General features: G+C 54.0%; 20 protein-coding genes and 3 pseudogenes. 13 read left to right on the forward strand and 10 right to left on the reverse strand.

Translation table 11 applies throughout. The annotated features are described in order from the left end of the window. Positions 1 to 49 precede the first annotated feature (49 nt). The 8 genes from JI721_RS05980 (at position 50) to JI721_RS06015 (ending at position 7,279) form a co-directional block, all read left to right on the forward strand. Positions 50 to 766, forward strand: coding sequence for a LysE family translocator (locus tag JI721_RS05980; protein WP_274457150.1), 717 nt, complete (start codon positions 50 to 52; stop codon positions 764 to 766). 107 nt (positions 767 to 873) lie between these two features. Then, positions 874 to 1,269 (forward strand): DoxX family protein, encoded by a 396-nt coding sequence (locus JI721_RS05985; protein WP_274457710.1) that lies wholly within the window; start codon positions 874 to 876, stop codon positions 1,267 to 1,269. 136 nt (positions 1,270 to 1,405) lie between these two features. Continuing rightward, the gene (locus tag JI721_RS05990) at positions 1,406 to 2,644 is read left to right on the forward strand and encodes a sensor histidine kinase (protein ID WP_274457151.1); all 1,239 of its coding nucleotides are present in this window, start codon (positions 1,406 to 1,408) and stop codon (positions 2,642 to 2,644) included. After that, positions 2,634 to 3,383 carry a response regulator gene (locus tag JI721_RS05995; protein WP_274457153.1) on the forward strand — a complete coding sequence of 250 codons (750 nt, stop codon included), beginning with the start codon at positions 2,634 to 2,636 and terminating at the stop codon, positions 3,381 to 3,383. Before JI721_RS05990 ends, JI721_RS05995 begins: the two co-directional genes overlap by 11 nt. Before the next feature lie 189 nt (positions 3,384 to 3,572). Then, on the forward strand, positions 3,573 to 4,100 hold the full coding sequence (locus JI721_RS06000; RefSeq protein WP_274457154.1) for a hypothetical protein: 528 nt from the start codon (positions 3,573 to 3,575) through the stop codon (positions 4,098 to 4,100). A 186-nt stretch (positions 4,101 to 4,286) separates the two neighbouring features. Then, positions 4,287 to 4,997 carry a response regulator transcription factor gene (locus JI721_RS06005; RefSeq protein WP_274457155.1) on the forward strand — a complete coding sequence of 237 codons (711 nt, stop codon included), beginning with the start codon at positions 4,287 to 4,289 and terminating at the stop codon, positions 4,995 to 4,997. Beyond that, complete coding sequence (locus tag JI721_RS06010; RefSeq protein ID WP_274457156.1) at positions 4,994 to 6,046, forward strand: sensor histidine kinase; 1,053 nt, start codon at positions 4,994 to 4,996, stop codon at positions 6,044 to 6,046. Before JI721_RS06005 ends, JI721_RS06010 begins: the two co-directional genes overlap by 4 nt. 108 nt (positions 6,047 to 6,154) lie before the next feature. Beyond that, positions 6,155 to 7,279 (forward strand): molybdopterin-dependent oxidoreductase, encoded by a 1,125-nt coding sequence (locus JI721_RS06015; protein WP_274457157.1) that lies wholly within the window; start codon positions 6,155 to 6,157, stop codon positions 7,277 to 7,279. Positions 7,280 to 7,330: 51 nt separating this feature from the next. Here JI721_RS06015 and JI721_RS06020 read toward each other — a convergent pair whose 3' ends face one another. After that, positions 7,331 to 8,557, reverse strand: a complete 1,227-nt coding sequence (locus tag JI721_RS06020; protein WP_274457158.1) for a CynX/NimT family MFS transporter — start codon at positions 8,555 to 8,557, stop codon at positions 7,331 to 7,333. A gap of 5 nt (positions 8,558 to 8,562) precedes the next feature. Further along, positions 8,563 to 9,294, reverse strand: a complete 732-nt coding sequence (locus tag JI721_RS06025; RefSeq protein WP_274457159.1) for a FadR/GntR family transcriptional regulator — start codon at positions 9,292 to 9,294, stop codon at positions 8,563 to 8,565. A 584-nt stretch (positions 9,295 to 9,878) separates the two neighbouring features. Here JI721_RS06025 and JI721_RS06030 point away from each other — a divergent pair. Further along, the gene (locus JI721_RS06030) at positions 9,879 to 11,192 is read left to right on the forward strand and encodes an Nramp family divalent metal transporter (RefSeq protein ID WP_456151375.1); all 1,314 of its coding nucleotides are present in this window, start codon (positions 9,879 to 9,881) and stop codon (positions 11,190 to 11,192) included. Positions 11,193 to 11,375: 183 nt separating this feature from the next. Further along, positions 11,376 to 12,066: pseudogene (locus JI721_RS06035) on the forward strand (transposase); the annotation flags it as partial. A 51-nt stretch (positions 12,067 to 12,117) separates the two neighbouring features. Here the strand turns inward: JI721_RS06035 and JI721_RS17205 are convergent. Together JI721_RS17205 and JI721_RS06040 are read right to left on the reverse strand one after the other, a co-directional pair. Next, positions 12,118 to 12,180 (reverse strand): annotated as a pseudogene (locus tag JI721_RS17205) (hypothetical protein); the annotation flags it as partial. Between the two features lie 284 nt (positions 12,181 to 12,464). Then, positions 12,465 to 12,935 (reverse strand): DDE-type integrase/transposase/recombinase, encoded by a 471-nt coding sequence (locus JI721_RS06040; RefSeq protein WP_274457161.1) that lies wholly within the window; start codon positions 12,933 to 12,935, stop codon positions 12,465 to 12,467. A gap of 867 nt (positions 12,936 to 13,802) precedes the next feature. Between JI721_RS06040 and JI721_RS06045 the strand changes: the two genes are divergently transcribed. Next, the gene (locus tag JI721_RS06045) at positions 13,803 to 14,384 is read left to right on the forward strand and encodes a methyltransferase family protein (protein WP_274457162.1); all 582 of its coding nucleotides are present in this window, start codon (positions 13,803 to 13,805) and stop codon (positions 14,382 to 14,384) included. A gap of 98 nt (positions 14,385 to 14,482) precedes the next feature. Then, positions 14,483 to 14,689 carry a hypothetical protein gene (locus JI721_RS17210; protein WP_407654098.1) on the forward strand — a complete coding sequence of 69 codons (207 nt, stop codon included), beginning with the start codon at positions 14,483 to 14,485 and terminating at the stop codon, positions 14,687 to 14,689. Positions 14,690 to 14,877: 188 nt separating this feature from the next. Here the strand turns inward: JI721_RS17210 and ltrA are convergent, their stop codons facing one another. The 6 genes and pseudogenes from ltrA to JI721_RS17215 form a co-directional block, all read right to left on the reverse strand. Continuing rightward, positions 14,878 to 16,281, reverse strand: a complete 1,404-nt coding sequence (gene ltrA / locus JI721_RS06050) for a group II intron reverse transcriptase/maturase (protein WP_274455618.1) — start codon at positions 16,279 to 16,281, stop codon at positions 14,878 to 14,880. 455 nt (positions 16,282 to 16,736) lie between these two features. Beyond that, the gene (locus JI721_RS06055; protein WP_274454939.1) at positions 16,737 to 16,979 is read right to left on the reverse strand and encodes a DUF5348 domain-containing protein; all 243 of its coding nucleotides are present in this window, start codon (positions 16,977 to 16,979) and stop codon (positions 16,737 to 16,739) included. Next, positions 16,976 to 17,776 (reverse strand): ExeA family protein, encoded by an 801-nt coding sequence (locus JI721_RS06060; RefSeq protein ID WP_274454938.1) that lies wholly within the window; start codon positions 17,774 to 17,776, stop codon positions 16,976 to 16,978. The genes JI721_RS06055 and JI721_RS06060 overlap by 4 nt, the downstream gene beginning before the upstream one ends. Beyond that, positions 17,766 to 19,151 carry a DDE-type integrase/transposase/recombinase gene (locus tag JI721_RS06065; RefSeq protein ID WP_274454937.1) on the reverse strand — a complete coding sequence of 462 codons (1,386 nt, stop codon included), beginning with the start codon at positions 19,149 to 19,151 and terminating at the stop codon, positions 17,766 to 17,768. Before JI721_RS06065 ends, JI721_RS06060 begins: the two co-directional genes overlap by 11 nt. A gap of 92 nt (positions 19,152 to 19,243) precedes the next feature. Then, positions 19,244 to 19,624 (reverse strand): hypothetical protein, encoded by a 381-nt coding sequence (locus JI721_RS06070; RefSeq protein ID WP_274454936.1) that lies wholly within the window; start codon positions 19,622 to 19,624, stop codon positions 19,244 to 19,246. A 51-nt stretch (positions 19,625 to 19,675) separates the two neighbouring features. Then, positions 19,676 to 19,894, reverse strand: a pseudogene (locus tag JI721_RS17215) (hypothetical protein); the annotation flags it as partial. 331 nt (positions 19,895 to 20,225) lie between these two features. Here JI721_RS17215 and JI721_RS06075 point away from each other — a divergent pair. Then, on the forward strand, positions 20,226 to 20,627 hold the full coding sequence (locus JI721_RS06075; RefSeq protein ID WP_274457163.1) for a hypothetical protein: 402 nt from the start codon (positions 20,226 to 20,228) through the stop codon (positions 20,625 to 20,627). Positions 20,628 to 20,826 lie beyond the last annotated feature (199 nt).

Genomic DNA, 20,826 nt, shown 5'->3' on the forward strand with positions numbered 1-20,826 from the left:
ACCGTATGAAGGCAGGAATTTACGGCAAAGCGTGACACGGAGGCACAACATGTTTCTGACTGGCTTTCTACTCTCCCTCTCGTTATGTCTGGACTTGGGCATCGTGAATGTCGCCATCATTACAACCGGATTGGAACGCGGTTTTCTGCCGTCATTTTGTGTCGGTTTTGGCTCGTCGTTTGGGGATTTGATGTACGCGGTCCTGTCCATGGCGGGCATTTCCGCCCTGCTGCAGTTTGCCGCCATCCGGTGGGTCCTGTGGATCGGTGGAACCATCGTCCTCCTGTGGTTTTCGATGCAGATGGTTCGAGAGAGCATCCGCCCCGGGCGGCTCACGGCCGGCGCAGCACCCACCGCGGATGCGGCGGCGGGAACGCAAACGCAGGGCACCGCCGCCGAAACAGCCGCCACAACACCCGCGGCAGCGGCAACGGGCGGGGCTGGCGTTCGTGATCTGCTGACCGGCCTCGGCCTGGCCCTGTCGTCGCCGACGTCCATCTTGTGGTTTGCGACCGTGGGGGGCAGCATCATCGCGGCCGATGACCACCACGGCACGCCCGAGGCATCCCTTCTCAAGCTGTTTCTCGGGTTTTTTTGCGCCGGGGTGGGATGGTCGGGCGCCATCGCCTTCGTCAGCGGCCAGCTGGGCAGGCGGATGGGCCCCGCCCTGCTCCGGCTGCTGTCGCTCACCTTCGCGGGGCTGTTTCTCTATTTCGCCATGCGAGTCTTTCTCAATGGACTGCACACGCTGCCGTCCATTGCATAGATTTTCGCTGCAAACATATCACTAACCTATTGCGATCGGTTTGTCCATCACGATGGGCTGAAAAGCGAGGGTGGCACATGCTGATTCAAAATCTCAACGATGCCAGCTTGATTGGCATTGGACTCCTCATCATCCGGCTGGCGATTGGGATCACGATGATGGGCCATGGGTGTCAAAAGTTGTTTGGGTGGTTCGGCGGCGGCGGCCCGGTTGGCTTTGCACAGTGGCTGAAATCGCTTGGCATCGAACGCGGCGGCCGCTTCTGGAGCATCGCGGCTGGGCTGTTTGAACTGGTCGGAGGCTTTCTGTTTTGCACCGGGTTTCTGACTGCGGTGGGCGCTGCGCTCATCAGCGTGGTCATGATGGACGCCATTGCGATTGTGCACCGGAAAAACGGATTCTGGATTGACAAAGGGGGATTCGAATACACCTTCATGCTCATCGTCGTCACCATCGGGATCGCCCTCATTGGCCCGGGCCCGTACGTGCTGTTTCCGAGTTAACCCGACGGGCGCTTCACCCGATGCGTGCCGCCTCCTGTGAAAAGAGGCCCCACACCGACCCGACGACCCGTTTCCCCGTCATTCGACTCTGTCACTTTGACCGGAGTGTGGTAGGCTTGGCGCAGGGGGCGGTTTGATGAGTTTGACAACCCGTCACGAGACGGTGAATTTCGTGTCACGCCGCGTCATCCTGTTTGGACTCGTCGTGTACGACATGTGGGCCAAGATGACCACCGGTGCCGTCGTCGTACGCACCGCGACGATGCTGGAATGCGCACTGTATGGCGCCTACATCCTCGCCATGCCGCGCCGGCGCACGACGCATCGCTGGTTTCCCCTCGCCAGTGCAGGCATGCTTGTGGTCACCGTCTGCCTCTCCTTGTTTGTACAACACAATGAATTGGGCAGCACACTGACGTTTTTCATTGCGGGCATGACAGGCTCCAGAGTGCGCGGGAAAGCGGCCTGGTGGATGGGCCTGCCTACGTTTACCGGATTTCTGCTGATGCTCATCGTCGTGAAACCGTTCGGCTCAGCCCCGCTCATCGCCTACATCGGCTACCTTGCGGGTCTGGTCGGGGTTTACCTGGGCACCCTGTCGGCGGGCGTGCGCCGCCGCGCCCGCGAAGCACAGCAGCAATACCTCCGCGACCTTGAGCTTGCCCATCAAGCCTTGCAGGCCGCCCACCGCGAGTTGCAGGAAGCGTCCATCCAAGCGATGCAGGCTGCGGTGCTCGCAGAACGTAACCGGATTGGCCGGGAGATTCACGACAGCGTCGGCCATGCCCTAACCTCGCTGGTGGTCCAGTTGCAGGCATTACAGCATCGCATCCGACAGGACCCACAAGGCGCCGAACAGCAGGTGAAAGCGCTGCTGCGGGTGACGCGTCAGAGCCTCCAGGAAGTGCGCCAGGCGGTACGGGACGTGGCGAGCGCGGCGCCCATCACCAGCGCGGATGCGCTGCTCGCCCTGGTGCACAGTGTGGAAGCGAACAGCCGCCTCTCGATTGATTTCCATCTGCCCAGTCAGTTTGACCACTGGGCCCTCGAGACCGGCGTGGTCATCTACAGAGTGCTGCAGGAAGCGTTGACCAACGTGGTCCGCCACAGCGAAGCCACCCGCGTCTCCATCTGGCTGGAGCCTGTCGATCTGCCGGACGGCCCCGCCATGCGCCTGATTGTCGAAGACAACGGAAAACTGCGAGCCTTTGCACCGCTTGCGGAGGGCTTCGGCATGCAAAGTATGCGATCACGCTGCCAAGATGCGGGCGGCAGCTTTCACTGGCGGGCCCTGGAACCCCACGGGATGCGCATCGAAGCGGTCATTCCATGGCCTGGTGAACTTGCAAGGGAGGCGATGCAGCTTGCCGACTGACGACAAAACCATCCGGGTTCTGCTGGTCGACGACCAGCGGCTCATCCGCGAAGGGCTGCGCTACCTCATCGACGCGGAACCAGACCTCTGTGTATGCGGCGAAGCGGACAACGGCGAGGCTGCCGTTGAAGCCGCCCTGGCTGCGCAGCCGGACGTGATTCTCATGGACATCCAAATGCCAAATGGAGACGGCTTGACCGCCACCCGCCGCATTGTACAGGCGCTGCCCAATGCCAAGGTCCTATTGCTGACCACCTTCGACGTCGCGGACTATGTGTACGACGGCATCCGGGCCGGCGCCGTCGGCTACCTGTTGAAAGATGTCGAGGCGGACGAACTCATGGCCTGCATCCGGGCGGTGTATCGCGGACAGGCGCTCTATCGCACGGCCGCCGCCGCCGCGGCGCTGGCCCGCGCGATTTTGCAGAAGCCCCGCGATGCGGCAACATCAGCGGCGCCCGAGCCGCCGACGCCAATGCCGCCGGCACCAATATCACTGGCGCCCGAGTCGCCAACGCAAGCCCCTGTGTCACAGGTGGGGCTGGACCCATTGACCGACCGTGAGCTTGAAGTCCTGCAGGAGATGGCATGGGGCCTGCGCAACGACCAAATCGCACAGAAACTCCATATTTCCGAAGGCACGGTCAAGACGCACGTGCACCGGATTCTGCAGAAGTTCGGCGTCGAGGACCGAACACAAGCCGTGGTATTGGCACTGCGCCACGGAATCGTCCAGTGAGGACGGGCCGTTTCGTGTTCCGGTCGGGATCGGACCTCTATCTGAAGATAGACAGGGCCGTGAAACTTCGTCGTGCAATGTCAGCCTGCGTGTAGACGCCAATTCTCTTGTGGTTCGGTACGCTCATCTTGCGCCATTGCGATACCCCATCGCGACGGTGCAAAGTCCAGACACACAGGAGGAATTCAGGTGCACGACGCATCTTACGCAAGAGATATCATCATCGGGATTGTTTTGCTCGGCGTGCTGATTCAGCGCCAACTCACGCCGCGGCCGCTCAGCGGCAGGTTACTGCTTCTCCCGGGAATTTTGGGGGTCTACGCCATCTATGCCGCTGCTGGTAACGCACAAGTCGGACTCGCGGGGTGGATTTCCCTGCTCGTCACCCTCGTGCTCAGCCTGGTGGTTGGACTGATTCGGGGACGTTTGACGCACGTCTATCAAGAAAACGGCCGTTGGATGGTTGCAGGTTCATGGAAGACGCTCGTGTTTTGGCTGGCATCCATCCCCATTCGATACGGCGTCCACTTTCTGTTGGTGCCCCTGCTGGGCCCCGGTGCCGCGTTTCAAGGCTCCACCAGCACGCTGCCCTACCTCTTCTCCATCGCGGGCCTCATGCTGGGGCGTGCCGCCATGCTTGCCCTTCGGCACCCAGAAGCCGTCCGGCAGGCGAGTCTCGACCGGAAACGCGACAGGGCCGCACGGCGCGGGCGGTAAGCCGGCGTTCGCAGTTCACATGAGGCTGCCAAAAGCAGAGACAAACTTTGTTATCATGGAGGGGGAACAGCAAAAAAGTGAGGCGTGCTTGATACCGTCGAGATCGGAATTCAAGTACTTGCATCAACGAACACAGGTGTCAAACGGGTCTCACCTGCTGCTGATGTCCAGAATGGGGTGAGCCTTTTGAAGCAGCGAATCCTGGTCATCGAGGACGATGAGAACATCCGTGATGTGTGCAGGCGCTATATGGAACGAGAAGGGTACGAAGTCCTCGCCGCGTCTGACGGATATGAAGGCAGTGCAATGTTTCAACGCTGCGAAACCGATCTCGTCGTCGTCGACATCATGCTGCCGGGAAAGGATGGGTATGAGCTTTGTCAGGAGATTCGCCAGCAAGCCGACACACCCATTATCATTCTCACCGCCCGTGGCGACGAACGGGACAGACTGATGGGACTGACCCTTGGTGCCGATGACTATCTCACCAAACCGTTTTCCCCACGTGAACTGATGCTCCGCATACACAACGTTCTCCGGCGAGTCAATCTTTCAAAGTCTCTTGACCCGCAGGATTCAGCAGTTTTGTCCTACGGTCGTCTGACCATCGACTTGTCGGTGCGGCGAGTCATGATTGCCGGCCAGGCGATTGATTTAACAGCGAAGGAATTTGAGGTCCTCTGCGTGATGGCACGACGGCCCGGGCAGGTTTTTTCAAAAGGACAATTGTTAGATCTCGTATGGGGATACGACAATCTCGTGAACACCAGCGCCGTCACCGTACTGATTCGCAGACTTCGCGAAAAAATCGAGACAAACCCTTCCCAGCCAGTTTTCATTCGGACCGTCTGGGGAATTGGTTACCGATTTGAGCCCAGTGGAGAGGGCCGTACATGAAGCTTCGGACACAGTTACTATTGATTAACGCGGCAAGCATTGCCCTGTTGGTGGCTGCCGTGGCGGCAAGTCACACCATGATGCTGCTCGATGTTCATCAGGCACGGCTGTTGACCATCATCACAATCGCTGCGGGCATCCTCTCGTCTGTCGCCTATTGGGGGATGACCATCCCGGTAAGCCGTTCAATCCAGGAACTCATTGGGTTCGCCGAGCAGGTGGGAGACGGGCAGCTGGAAGACGCCTCCATGCATCCATCGGGACCGTATGAAGTTCGTCAATTGACCCGGTCCGTGCAAGACATGAAAGCGCGGCTCCAAAGTCACCTGCGCCAGCTTGAACTCGACGAAAAAACCCGCCGGGAATTGATTGCCAATGTATCGCACGACTTGAGGACACCGATTGCGTCAATTCAGTCGTTCGTGGAAGCGCTGCAAGATAGGGTCATCGATGATACCGAAACATCGCAAGCCTATCTCACGACCATCCATCGAGAAGTACGACGATTGAATTCACTCATTGACGATCTATTTGAACTCTCAAAACTCGAGGCGGGACAGGAGACATTTGAACCAGTGCCCTGCCACCTTGACCAAATTATTATTGAAGTACTGGACAGTTACTCCGTGCGAATTCATGAAAAAATGCTGCAGGTCCACGTGTCTGTCGGTGACGACATCCCTGTTCTCCATCTGATGCCGGAGAAGATGATGCGAGTCCTCAACAATTTGGTCGACAACGCGGTCCGCCATTCCCCCCAAGGCGGCCTGTTACGAATCAACGTCCAGGCACACCCCCATGCAGGCTTTATTGAAGTGACGATTCGAGATGAAGCCGAGCGGGTGACCGGCGAAGACGCGAAACGAGTCTTCGAACGATTTTACCGTGTCGATAAATCGCGTAACAAAAGGTCGGGCGGAGCTGGATTAGGCTTGGCGATTGCCCGTTCCCTTGTCGAACTCCATGGCGGTGAAATTGGCGTACGTACGCCGCCAAACACCACGCAGGGAAACGAATTCTGGTTCACGCTGCCCCTGCACAAACGATGATGCCCATCCGCTTGTAAGATTTGTGAAAGAAATCTGTTCAGACTCTGAAAGATCGCAGCTGTAGTATACAGACCAAGTGAATGCGATCTGCGCTGGGAGTGGATGAACATGCGGATTCAGTGGTTCAAACACGGAACATGGCCCAAGTGGCTGGTCGGGCTGCATCACTACACCATTGCATCCTTCATCCTCTTGACCGCCAGTGGAATGGCACTCTACCTCCCAGCGGTCCACGCCCCCCTCATTCCCTATCTGCCGATTATCTACCGAATTCACATTTTGCTCGGGCTCATCTTCGCCATCACACTGATAACCCCCTTTCTGCGGATTCTGCCCAAAGGGCGGCGCATCTGGAAATTCGACTGGACGCTGCCCATCCTGTTGGGCGTGCCGCTGGTGGCCACCGGCATCTTTTTGTGGGGTGGCACCGTGCTGCCAGCCACCATCACCAGCCATGCGTTTTCATGGCACGGCTGGCTGACCATCGGGTTGGGCGCGTGGATTCTCATTCACGCATTTTATAAAGCGCTCGGCATTCGTCCAAACGCCGCGGGGGTCGCCGGCCGTGTCGATCCAGAGCGTCGATTGTTTCTCCGCTCCGCGGGCATGGGCGCCTTGGGAACACTGGCCATTACGTTTATCGATCCAATCTCGATTGTCCGCGCCCTGCACGCTGCTGGGCCAGGGGCCAGCAGCAGTCCGACAGCGAACGCGCGCGGTGTCCAGCGCTTTGGTGCCTACTACACAGTGGTCAACGGCTATCCGTCCATGGCATTGGATGCTTACCGCCTTCGTGTGGATGGCGACGTCACTTCCGCCAAAACACTGTCGTGGTCACAAATCAAATCCCTCACACCCTACAGTGAAGTCAAGGACTTTCACTGCGTCACGGGCTGGAGCGTACCCAATGTGCACTGGCGGGGGATTCACTTGTCCCAGTTGGTCAGACTGGTAGAGCCCACAAGCCGCGTGAAGTACGTCAATTTCTACTCCTTTGATGGCGCGTACACCGAATCTCTCAGCTTGTCAGAGGCGTTGGACCCGTCTGTCCTGCTGGCGTACGAAATGGACGGTCAACCCCTGGAACAAGCACAAGGCGCACCGCTTCGCTTGGTGGTACCCAAAATGTACGGGTATAAGTCCATCAAGTGGCTAAACCGTGTGGAATTCAGCGACAAGCCCATCACTGGCTATTGGGAGCACTACGGTTATCCCAATGAGGCGTATTTGTAACAAAATAGGCGTATGGCATCACCTTTCGGCCCACGGCTGGCACAGCGCGGCCTACGCTTGTTCAGCAAGGTTCTCCCGGACTTCCGCCCGCCCAATAAAAGCATTGCGTCCCGCGCCCATGCCAAAAATGAACAGCAGCACCGTGATGCCGATGAGCATGAGGAGCGGCACCGTCCAGGCACCGAGCGCATGGTGCAAAAATCCGACCAAAGCAGGCCCGATGGCAGCCATAAGATACCCAACAGACTGCGCCATGCCCGACAGTTTGGCGGCTTCATCGGAGCTTTGGGATCGCAGCCCGAAAAAGGATAAGGCAAGGCTGATGGCCGCGCCGCCAGCGACCCCGATGAGCACAACCCACAACCAATTCAATGCATTGAGTTCACACAAAAGCCCTGCGTAGCCGATCAAAAACAGCAAGCTGCAAAACACCACCAAGCCGCGTTGACTCGCACGCCTCCCTGCGACAATCGGAACCACGAACGACGCTGGCAGGCTGACAAACTGCAGCAGCGACAACATCCAGCCGGAAGCAGTTTCACTCATGCCGCGGCTTTGCAGAATCTCCGGAAGCCAAGCAATGCTGACATAGAAAAGAAACGACTGGAGACCCATGAAGAAGGTGACTTGCCAGGCTAAGCCGGACTTCCACACATTGACCGCAGACTTGATTGCTTGAGGAATGTGGTGCTTCCGCATTTGCGGCAGCCAGACGAGGATGCACACAATCGATAAAATTCCCCAGCTCATCATCGACCCGCGCCATCCCAGGTGCAAAACATGGGACAGTGGGACACTGATGCCCGAGGCAATCGCTGCCCAAACGCTCATCGAGATGGTGTAGAGCCCCGTCATCAGGCCGACCCGCGCCGCAAAATCGCGTTTGACCAAACTGGGCAGCAGCACATTTCCCATGGCAATCCCCACGCCAACCAGGAACATCCCCACGAATAACCCAATATCTGAAAAAATGCCGCGAACCACGATGCCAACGGTGAGCAGCCCCATGCTCGCAGCCAGTGCAAACTCAATCCCAATGCGCCTGGCAATCACCGGCGCAACCGGTGAGACGACCGCAAATGCAACAAGGGGCAAAGTCGTCAGCATGCCTGCCCATGCGGTTGACAACCCTGTGTTCTGACAGATTTCGGTCACGAGCGGTCCCACGCCCGTGATGGCAGCTCGCAGATTCGCCGCCGTGACAATGATGCCCGTCACCAACAGCGCCTGGCTTGCCGCCTGAAAAGACTTCCCCAGTGGCTGATTTCGCTTCTCCACCCAATCTACCTACTTTCTATATCCGAAAGATTACCGGACAAAGCTGCGATTTCGCTGCCCTCCGCAAGGATGGCTGCCTTCGACTCAGCAATATAACGATGTACCACTTCAACTGCCTCATCTACATCGCGACGTACAATCGCTTCAACGAGCTGGCGGTGCATCTGGGAGTGGACGGATGCGCCGGCCTCCTGGCGAATCAGACTGGTAATCAACGATTCCAACGTTTCCGCAATGTGTTCGTAGAGTTCAATTAAAATTTCATTATGCGAAGCACTGATAATACATTGATGAAGGAGGATGTCCTCTGCGATATACCGGTCCGTTTCTCCGCGCGCCAACGCAGACTCACAATTGTCCAACAACACCAGCATCCTGTGTGCCTCATCGTCCGTTCGCCGCTGCGCCGCCAAATAGGCACCCTCACGTTCGAGCGCATGCCGGACCTCCAACGTATGCAGCCGGTTCGTCCTCAAAATGCGTCGGTGCAGCATAACCCCCAGGGCACTGGATGAACAGACATATGTTCCATCCCCCTGCCTTGTCTGTAACAGACCCGCATGCGTTAACGCCCGAATCGCCTCCCGCAAGGTATTGCGGCTGACATTCAAATCCGCCATCAACGCGGGTTCCGGCGGAATGCGCATGCCAACCGGCCACGTCCCGGACTCGATCAACGCTTCCATCTGTAAGACAACTTGTTCAACCAGTGTCAATCGGTTCGTTTTCTGCAGCATCGCATCACACCTTTCAATGCACCAAACATAGGATGATTCGGTGATTGGTATATTAGGAAGTTTAACATATACATCAGTGCACCAGCAGCACCTGAGCGATTTCCTCTTCACAAGGTGGTATGCATGCACCCAATGCCCGTTGTAAATTGGGTGCTTCACGAGAGCATTGATGACACTGGACGAGCGTGCTGCGTTTTTTATCCAATCCATGCATCGTCCTAAATCCGGCCTGAATCCCATACTCCATCAGCATGCTGGAAAAAAACAGCGGAGCATCAGGATTTGGAGTCGCAATATGTGTAAAAACTTAGGGTCAAAAGGATTTTCGCTCACTGAAAAATTTACGGTTGCCTTTTTCAGGCCTTTGTGCATATCATTTAAGCAAATGTTGGTCTAGGGAAAAAGTTTTAGTTTTGACTAATTATCCGGCAATGTTCTTACACGATGCAGTGATTCTGTTCATGACACTGAAGTGGGGCACTTTACCTCAAAAGTTTCCCTAAACTAAAATTCTGTCGTACACCTAAAAGTTTGTCTCGCATCTAAGTTTGCTTGGTAGTCCCGTAAAACAACTACGAAGGGATGTGTCTTTAGTGAGTGTTCCAGCAGCAAACCTGCCATCGGAAGACAAAACTGTTCTTGCTGCCCGCGCAGCTATTGCACGGCAACGCAAAGGTATTCGTGCACTCCTTCCGTTTCTAGGCCCGGCTTTTATCGCCGCAGTCGCGTACATTGACCCAGGAAACTATGCAACGAACATTCAAAGTGGTTCAGAATTTGGCTACAAGCTGCTATGGGTTGTCGTATTGGCAAATGTCATGGCGATGCTGATTCAAAACATGTCCGCAAAGTTGGGTATTGCAACTGGTAAAAACTTGCCTGAGATGTGTCGAGCACACTTTCCGAAGTGGTTGTCATACCTGCTTTGGGGATTTTCCGAAGTTGCGGCAATGGCAACGGACATCGCCGAATTTCTTGGGGCAACGCTTGGATTGAATTTGCTTTTTCACATTCCGATGCTGATCGCCACGTTGATCACAGGTGTCGCGACATACCTAATTTTGATGCTCGATCGATTTGGTTTTCGACCACTCGAGAAGTTCATTAGTGCACTGGTCATCGTGATTGCCCTATGTTATCTCGTTGAAACCTTTCTCTCGAAACCCCATTGGAGCCAAGTCGCATATCACAGCTTCGTTCCGTGGATAAGTGGGAATAGTGATGCGGTATTGCTTGTGGTCGGAGTCATTGGCGCGACCGTAATGCCTCATGTGGTGTATCTACATTCCAGTCTGACGAAGGACCGCATTGTTCCTCGTGATGACACGGAAAAGAAACGGATATTTGGCTTCAGTACCAGGGAAGTTATCATCGCGATGACGCTTGCCGGACTTATCAACCTGTCCATGATGTATATGGCCGCATCCGTTTTTCACGCTCACGGTCAAACCCAGGTTGCAGACATACCCACGGCATACAAAACATTGACGCCATTGCTCGGACCTGCTTCTGCAGCAGTCTTTCTGGTCTCCTTGCTGTCGTCAGGCTTTTCAAGTTCCGCAGTCGGAACCATGGCAGGACAGGTGATTATGCAAGGGTTTGTCGGATTTACTATTCCATTGTGGATCCGTCGCGTGGTAACAATGATCCCCACAGTGATCATTGTCGTACTTGGTATCAATCCAACACAGACACTCGTCATTAGCCAGGTAATCCTGAGTCTGGTCCTCCCGGCACCGATTATCTCCCTAATCTATTTCACGCGCCGAAAGGACATCATGGGAGTACTTACGAACCGTCGCATTGTGACGTACGCCGCGACGGCTTGTGCAGTCGTCATTGTCTTCCTGAACCTTGTGCTCATCTATCAAACCTTGGGCGGACCCCTTCCTGTTTGACCTTCGGTTCGGTGGCTAAAGTGAACGCGAAATATTCGCATGATAATCGGGGTGTCATGAAGATGACCTTCAGCCCGTTAAAGTCTCAATTGGTGGTGTAAATTCTGAGGCTTGATCTTGACGAGAAAGCCATCGAGTGCAATCTACTAAAAGTGGCCAAACAATCAGTAGAGGAGGCACTCGATGGCTTCTATGGACAAGATCGCACTTTTGGAGCTGATTCGCAAGATCGGTTTGGAAGATGGAAATGTCGATTTTCTGCGGGAAGGTTTGAAGGTCCTCGCCGAAGCCGTGATGGATGCGGAAGTCAGTCAACTCATCGGTGCTGAGCGCTTTGAACGAAGCACGGAGCGCAAGAATTACCGCAATGGATACCGCCGCAGAGAGTGGGATACGAGGGTTGGAACGATTGAATTGCAAATTCCCAAGCTCCGAAAAGGCAGCTATTTCCCCAGCTTGTTAGAGCCACGGAGGAGAGCGGAGAAAGCATTGCTCAACGTCTCCCAAGGTTCGTGAAGGTGGCCGGGTCCAGCGCATGGCGTTCGTCATTGCGATTGGTATGAAAGCCACCGGCGAGCGTCAGGTGTTGGGCTTTCACCTTGGCACCAGCGAGGACGGTTCCTTCTGGCTGACCTTCCTAAGGAGCCTGGTGGTAAGAGGATTAAAGGGGGTGAAATTGGCGATCAGCGATGCTCATGAAGGATTGCGGGCGGCGATTGAAACGACGCTGGTCGAAGCAACGTGGCAGCGTTGCAAGGTACATGTCATGCGCAACGTATTGAGCCAGGCGCCGAAGTCGTCGCAAGCCATGGTGTCCTCGATTGTTCACACGATTTTTGCCCAGCCAACACAGGAGGCTGCGAAAGAACAGCTTGCTCTCGAACCAGACTTCAATTTGTTCGCCGAGTTGGCGTACCGTGACCGTGCGGCCACTGTACTGCCAAGGCACTCCGTAAAGAACCCCATCAAAACTTACGTAGCCATCCATGCTTACCTTGCGCTCCTCGCGCAGGAACTTCGCGAGTTTCTCTGGAGACGGCAGGGGACGTAGCTGCTCCTGAGGCAACAGGTCACATGGACGCTCTCCTGTGGTACCGTGAATTCGCTGATCGATCTCATGACACCAGGCGAGTGCTTGGCGATTGAGATCTGCAAGGTCAGTGAACTGCCGAGCGACCCAGAAGTTCTCCTTCACATATCGAACCGCCCGTTCCACCTTGCCTTTGGTCTGAGGTCTGCGCGCTCTGCAAAGCTTTGGTGTCAGTCCAACTGCTAGCGCAAAGTCCTGAAAGGCAGGGTGCCATATGGGACTGCGGTCATCGTTGGTGCAAGCACGACCGTCTTCATCCTGTCGGTCAGCGCAATCTTCGGGACGCCACCAAAGTGTTCAAGCGCGTGTGTAAAGCAGCGCAGGAAGCTGTGAATATCGCAGCGACGCGTGAATTCAATATACGTCGAGCGGGAATGACCTAAAATCATCACAAACACGGGAATTTTTCTACGAGCGCCGTGTTCATCAAAGTACTCGCAGATATCCCAGTCGAGCTGAGCCTGCTCACCAGGCTTCGTCTCGTATCGGGGAGTCGCTTTCTGTCGCTTTGCCGGACGAAAAGGGTGCACGTAATCTTTAATAAGCGTCATCCCACCGAAGTATCCCTGTGCCCGTAGTCGCTGAAACATGACTTCGCAGTTAAACAATCCAGTTGCCATCCATGCGTCAATCAGTGGTTTGTATGCATCCAACTTCGAGCCACGCTTTGGACGTGAGCTAGCTTCGACAACCATCCCACCACGGACGTACTTTCGAATCGTATTACGCGAAAATCCTGTTTGTCTGTTTTCCGCGGTTCGAATTTGCAGAAAAACGCGGCGCTATGTTATTCATGATTTCTGTATATCCATGCAAAGCCCTGTGACATCTTGTTGCGCTATAGGAGCAGGTTAGCTGAATACCACGTTTCATAAAAATCGAGGTCAAATGTATGTTTTAAGTTGGGATAGTAATGCCTCAAGATTTTGAAAACATATAGGACTTCGAACGGAGAGTTCATTTTGAGAACAAAAGGGTTAGTTTGGCTTTTAAGTGTTGTTGGTATTTTGGATCTAGCAGCATTGATAGCAACAATTTACTTGAGAATTTCACTGTTCAATTGGGGAAAAGCGAATCCATTAACGACTCTAAACATTGCATGGATTCCAGTCCGCATATCGGTATACAAATGGTGGAGTGGGTTCGAAATTGGGGTTCTTGCAGTAGTTATAGTAGTTTTATTAATAATATTGATTAGTCGTCAAAACAGACATAAAGAATAGGGTTCAACAAGTGTAGGAATATTCGTTCTAAATTAGTATGTTGTTGTATCGGTTAATGGAAGAAATATGCAGCATCATCGTTATTGAGAATATTGATAGTCATGACGCTTAATTTCATGTGTATCTCTATCTGCTTTCAGTGAGGAGGTGCTGAGTATGTCGGATAGTATGCTTGATGCGGTCATTATTTACGGATTCAGTTTGCTTTCGTCTTTGACTTGTATCCTTGTGGGCTACATCTTAATTAAAGGCTCTTTTCGTATAGATTGTTGCTAATAGGTCTAGGAGGTGGTTATGATGAATGCCTATGCATATGAAGGATGGCTTTTTTGGATTATGTTTTACTTGTGGATTGCATTAGAAATTATGTTCGGAATGCGGGCACGGTTATTGAAACGTGGACAACCGAAAAACGAAAAGAATGACCGTGGCTCGGTTATTCTCATTGTTTTGGGCATGTACTTTTTGGTTGCTGTCTCTATCATTTTGTCAATGAATCGTTTGGGTGTTGTTCCGGATTGGATGCGCTATGCGGGATATGCTTTGATGATTGTGGGTATGGTGATACGATTTTCCGCTATTTATCAGTTAGGAAGATTTTTTTCGCCAGTTGTCAGCACTGTTTCTGATCAAGAGATTGTCCAAACGGGTTTTTATCGACTAATTCGGCATCCAGCATACACGGGTGGATGGATAACGGCTGTTGGTATTGGGCTGGGCTTACAAACATGGTTGGGTACTTTGGTGTGTGGAATTGGAATGTTGTTGGCTTATATATATAGGATTCACATTGAAGAAAGAGTCATGATTGATCATTTTGGTGAGAATTATCTGAGCTATATGAAGGCTACAAAAAGAATGTTTCCTGGTATTTGGTAGGAGATTATATAGGGAAGCTCTGAAAACAATGGCTGTAGAGCAACAATTTTTGCGAAAAGAGCCTAATTAAAAATGATGCTCTACGTCCTTATGTTGGAATTCGTACACAAAAGGGACTAAACGATCCAGAGTGGAGACGGAGGGCAGAGAAACTTGCAGGACGATGGTATTTACGTCTTGGTGTGATTTGGACAATACTGACGCTTATCCTGTTCTTGTTTGTCAGACAGGTTGGGGTAGAAGCCGTGTTTATCATAACGGCAATGGCGATACTTTGCGTGCCCCTACTCGCATTGAGGACATAGTGACTGGGGGAACAAACGGGCGCGTTGTGGCCGCTCGGATTATTTGACGGTGAAATTCCAGATGTCATTGTCACCTGGAATCGGCGCGGAAGTTTCACGCATTTTGTCGGCCTTTGAAATCGAGTAGGAGGGGGCGCCTAGCCCCCGACCTCTCACACCACCGTACATGCGGGTCCGCATACGGCGGTTCATGAAACACTACGAAGCTGCAAGTACCTTTCCTGAAGACTCTTCAGACCAAGTGCCTCAAAGTACGCCTTGTCCATGGCGTTGTTCAGGTTCTTCGCCATGAACCATGGCCCTCGGCGCGAGTTTGCCATCATGTGGACGACCCATTCCGGCTGGTTCAATGCACGGAGTTCGCGGTATCGGGTTCTCACCCGTTTCCACTGCTTCCAGATGCACATTCTGAGCCTTCGGCGTATCCACTCGTCGAACCGTTCACAATGCCCTTTCATCTGTGCGAGTCGGAAGTACGCCACCCAGCCCATCATGTAGGCGTTGAGTTGGCGTATCCGCTCTGCCAGCGGCATGCTTCGTGTTCGGCTTGTAATCTGGCGCACCCTGTCCTTGAATCGCTGGATGGTCTTGTCGGCCAATCGAATCGGCGCCTGCTTCCCGTACAGGAAGCTAAACCCCAGAAACTTTCGTCGCTGTGGTCTGTCTACGGCACTCTTGTCTCGATTGACCTTGAGTTTTAGATCCTCCTCCAGGTATCTCGTAAGCGACGCCATCACCCGTTCGCCAGCCCTGCGGGACTTTACGTAGACATTGCAGTCGTCCGCGTAACGGACAAACTTGTGCCCACGTTTCGTAAGCTCCTTGTCGAAGTCGTCCAGCAGGATGTTTGCCAAGAGTGGGCTGAGTGGCCCGCCTTGTGGCGTGCCCTCTTCACTTCGCACCACAACTCCATTCTCCAGCACACCCGCGTTCAGATACGCCCGTATCAGCCGCAGAACTCGCTTGTCCTTCACCTTGCGTGCCACTCGTGCCATCAGCATGTCGTGGTTCACGCGGTCGAAGAATGCCGCCAAGTCCATATCGACTGTCCATGCATACCCTTCTCGGATGTACTCCTGCGCCTTCTTCACCGCGTCATGGGCATTCCGCCCAGGGCGAAACCCGTAGCTGTTCGGTGAGAATCCAGGGTCGAAGATGGGTGTGAGCACCTGGAGAAGCGCTTGCTGGATGAGTCGGTCGATCACAGCGGGAATCCCCAACTTCCTCATCCCGCCTCCGGGTTTCGGAATTTCGACCCGCCTGACGGGTTGAGGCTTGTAGGTTCCCGCGAGCAACTGCTGACGGATGTCAGCCCAGTGCGTCTGGACATACGACCGTAGTTGTTCTACCGTCACTCCGTCCACGCCCGGCGCTCCTTTGTTCGACTCGACTCGCTTGAGGGCTTGCAGCATGTTCTCCCGCTGCAGCATCCTCTCCAGCAAGTTGGTACTGTCCTCGCAGGATGGGTTCTGTCCTTGTACCGACGACGAACTCGGCCCTCTCTCCTCAGCCTCTCGCGGCTTCACCGCTACCCTCTGAGTGGAGGCCCCTTGCGGGGTATTCTGCTGTCTCTGCTCGTCGTGCGAACGCATCCAGTCCATCCTCGTTTCATGTTCAGCCCTTCCCTCGACAAGCGCTTGCCGAGGTACTATGGCCTCTGCTGACTCCTGCCCGTTCAGCGCCACCTCCCGGTGACGGTTACCAGCTATACTGGCGTATCGGACAGGCCTCCCCGGATAAGAACGGCCTCTTTCCTCTCATGCACCCGCCGCAGTTTACTGCCACAGCCCTTGGCGACTTCGGACTTCGTTGTGTTTAGGCAACTCATCCAACTGTCACAGCCTCAAATGCGATTCGTGTACCTCGGGTCGAGAGTTTGCCTCCAGCTTCCTTCAGATTCCACCTCGCGGTGGACACCCTTGCTCTTGGCTAACGGTAGGTATGTCGCCAACCCCCGTTCGGGACTTGCACCCTGGAGAGACCGCCCATGCCGGGCGTACTAAATAAAGGGGGCCGCCTTAGGCGACCCTCCTGCCAACGTGCTCGTCTAGAAGTATATCCACCTCGCAGTGTAAGTTCGGTTGCGCATCAGCACGAATGCGTCACTGCGCTGGTCGTCTTCGTGGAAGATCGCGTACCATCCCTCAGCACACCACTCTATTCTCGCGTAGTAATATCTGTCGCCGATCTCGATTTCAATCGGGTCTCCGCAATGCAAGTCATGTTCATCTTGTTCATCTGCAAAGTACCATCGGTCCCGCAGTGAACTGAATCGTAGATTTCCCGTCATGAGCCGCTCACCTCCATCCATGCCCGCTCCACATGACTGTTATCAACGACGCTGTGTCCCAACGTTGCAGCGTCGATCAGCGCGCCACGACACAGTGTGTTAATCAACCGGGGATTACCTTGGCTGGTTCTCGCAATCAACTTCACGGCATCAGCTGAGAAAATCGTTCTCTCCTGACCCACGCTCGCCAGCTGCTTCGAGACATAGTCCTGCACTTCAGCCTCGGTCAACGTCCCCATGTGGTAGCGAATTTGGATTCTCCCGGATAGTGAAGTCAGGATTCGGAGTTTCATCTTCTCCCGCAATTCTGTTTGTCCCACCAGCCAGAGGGAAATCGGCGAGAATGAATCAGCCCGAAAATTGTTGAGGAACCGAAATTCGGCCAGCATCTGCGGGTCGAGTTCATGTGCTTCATCGACGATAATCACGACTTGTTGGCCTTTTTGGTAGCTTTCTTCGAGCACCTGGTGAACGAGCGCCTGGTTATCTACCTGTCGAAACCTGGGCTGGATCTGCAGACGCTCGAGAATCACGCGGTATAGTGTTTTGGGCGTAAGTCCGGCGTTGGCGATATACATGAACTTGTATTGGCTCTCATCCATTCGCTTCATCACAGCGCGTACGGCCGTTGTCTTCCCGGTCCCGGTGTCCCCGGTTACAAGTGCCATGTGGCGGTGTTCCGTCGCGTAGATGAGCCTTGCAGAGAGCTCGCTGTGACCGTGAAACGCCACCAAGCGTTCGACCGGGATGTCACGGTCAAAAGGCTCCTGAGCGAAGCCAAAGAACTCAGTCATCATGAGATTCACCATCTTTCAGGGCACGAGCAAACGAGGTTCGCCCAAGCGACTGTTGCCTCTGCTTTTCGTGGGCTGCGGTAATCGTTTCGAGAAAGGAAATCCCTGGTTCGGTTGGTAGCTCTGAAGGTGGGGAATCGGCTTGCGTTACACGTTTGTCTGTGTGTCGGCGCATCTTCAGCGGGACGGCATTCGCGTAGTGCTTGCCCTCCAGCCATACCTGAATACGAGTGAGGTCGAAGGGGTTGTAGCGCAACGTCACGGTTCGCCCAACGAGGATGGACTCAACCTCGTACGTGTTTCCCTGCACTGAAATGCAGGCTGTCTTGTCCACCTTTGCCTTGTAGGTCCATTGAAATGCGTCTTCGAGCACATGCGGGTCCACCAACCGCAACGGACCGTGCGTGGTCAGTACGGCTGCAGGCCGTTTTTTCAACGTGCTGTGGGTTCTCTGGTGATACATTTTCTCCAGCCAGGCACGGAAGTAGCGATTGAGGTCGTCGAGATTCTGGATGGTACTGTTCTTCACACACAACTCGGCTTCCGGGCGGAAAGAGCGCTCTACGTAGCCGAAGTATCGTTCCAATTTCCCGCGCCCTTGGGGGAGAAATGGCCGGGAGTGACGAATCTCAAACCCGAGTCTGGCAGCCACCTCGCTCAACTGTTTTGACTGGTAAATCTTTGCATTGTCGCAGTAGAAGATTTTCGGCGTTCCATGCGTAGTAATCGCTTTTTTCAACGCATCCTCAAGCACCGGCAGATTCTCTCGAAAATAAAACGCGGCGTAGCAGATATAACGACTCTTATCGTCAAGTACAGCAACCAATCTGGCTACCCGCATCTGGCCCCCAGAGTTGGGGTCTGGGACGCGCAAGGAATCACAGACGTCACATTGCCAAATTTCGTGAACTTCATTGGCGGTATACCGCTGCCAGGTACGTTGCTTGCGCACTGCCTTTGTACGCTCCACCTTGGCTCTGCGCAAATGCGCGGACAGTGTGCTGCGCCGAATAAATCCTTCTGGAACGAGTCCTTCAGTCTCCAGCATCACAATGAGTTGCTCCACTGTGCGCAAGGGTTGTTCCTTACGCAAGGCCACAGCTCGTTCAATCACATGAGGGGGCAACACCCGCGGTCGGCGGTCGTCTGCCCGAAGTTGGGGAAGCAGCCCATCTACCCCTTCCTTTCGGTAGCCTGCCAAATATCGCTCTAGCGTGCGTTCCGAGAATCTTCTTTTCTCTCCGTTTGGCATCTCATGTTCCTGACTAGCCAGTTCCTCCAGCATCGCTTTTTGAGCACCACTCTCGGTTTGCCGCAATATCGGGGCAATAAGACCATAGCGGAACAGAGCGATTTGGCGTCGCGAATCATCTTGCATGTCCAGCTTCTCCTTCCCATACGAGATAGCCTCATTCTGGGGGCGGGTCCCATCCGCTCGGAAGATGGTTTTCTGTGGGATAAGCAGCGTTGTTACGGTGGAAGGGCTGGGGAGAGGCCATACGACACCCGCTTCACCGACAACGATGGGGCAAACAGGCAGACGACTTCACGCCTGAGATTCCAGAAGTCACTGCCGCCAGCCACGTCAAGCAGCACAAGCCGGTCATAATAGGTGCACAATACCGAGTCTCTGACGTTGTGGCGTAATGGAGGCAGTGGTACATCTGGCCGATGAAACTGGACAATCCGGGAGACCAAGGCGATGACTTTGGTCACCTGCCCCTGAATCCGAGTAAACCAGTTGCGGGCACATGACTCGGATAAGCAGACGCCGCATTCGGCCAATTTGGCTAGGGCAGCGTCTACCGTCAGTGTACCTGCCAAAAGGCTCACAAGAAGATCCTGGACCATGATTGTATACCGCTGGAAAGGTGCGACAAAGGATGGCAGGATTGCAAATGTCCGTTTGCAACTTGGGCACTGCCGCCGTTGTTGTAGGAAATCATGGCGCATCTCGCCTAAATCGAATGGGCGACGACGGTAGTATCCGTGGACGTACGTATACGAATGTGAACAGTAAATACAAGGCACGTCGCGCGGTAGCAGCTTCTGTACAGCGAGGGCGTATTCTTCCGGGCTTACCGGATTGACAGATTTGCATTCTATGGATACGCTAGGCATACAGCGAGAGCCATTCGGCCTCGAATTAGGGAACGAAAGTAACTGGCCACCAACCGAGTACACTTACGTTACCCTGCGCAGATGGGAACGCCACCTGGGCCTACTGGGCACAGAGGGCGTTTCTGCATTTCTCGACAATATCCTGCTAAAGTCCCCGACAGCGTATCAAAGAAAATCCACCGACAATGACGTCAAATAATCCGAGCATGAACAGGCGCGTATCTCGAAGAGAGAGGTGCCTTGGAGTTACGTATGAATATACAGCATTCGGCTCTACGGTCTTGTTGCGCATCAGGGCAGAAAAAGCTTGAGAGAGGGGAGGCGTCGACTGGTGAAGGAAGATTGGCATTCTGCTAGTGAACTTTCAGGAAGGTATTCCCGAACCATACAAATATACCTCTTGTGCGATTTTTCCTTGTCGGTAGGATGGCTGCTGTTTATGGTGATAAGTCACGACTGGCGAGACTGGTATTTGTTTTTAGCACCACTGATCATAACCATACCGATGTTGTTTTTATATTCAAAGCCGGTAGCAGTATCAGTACATTCCCAGAGACTTTACATACGGCACAATAAAATAGATGTGACCCAGCGAGTCAAAACGGTGGAACGTCAAACTGAGCGTTCCGCAATCATTCGATTTAACTTCCTTTACCAGCTACACGTGACGGGTTCTCCCGAACAAATTGGGCACCTTTTGGAGCAATTAGCGAGCTATTTAAAGGCGACATGATATGGCCGCTGTTCTGGGACTATTGGGGGCTTTAGTTCAACAACGAGCCCGTCCAATCCTGTATTGTTATGCAAAATGCGGTATATCGGAGCGCCGCGTTTTTCTCTCTCTAAGATCTTTCGTTTTCTTCCTCATTCTAGCTCATTCGCAGTATTTCTCGTTTGACTCTACAAACAGATTGTCAACATCGGTTGTAAAA

Source organism: Alicyclobacillus cycloheptanicus (assembly GCF_028751525.1).
GTDB lineage: Bacteria > Bacillota > Bacilli > Alicyclobacillales > Alicyclobacillaceae > Alicyclobacillus_L > Alicyclobacillus_L cycloheptanicus.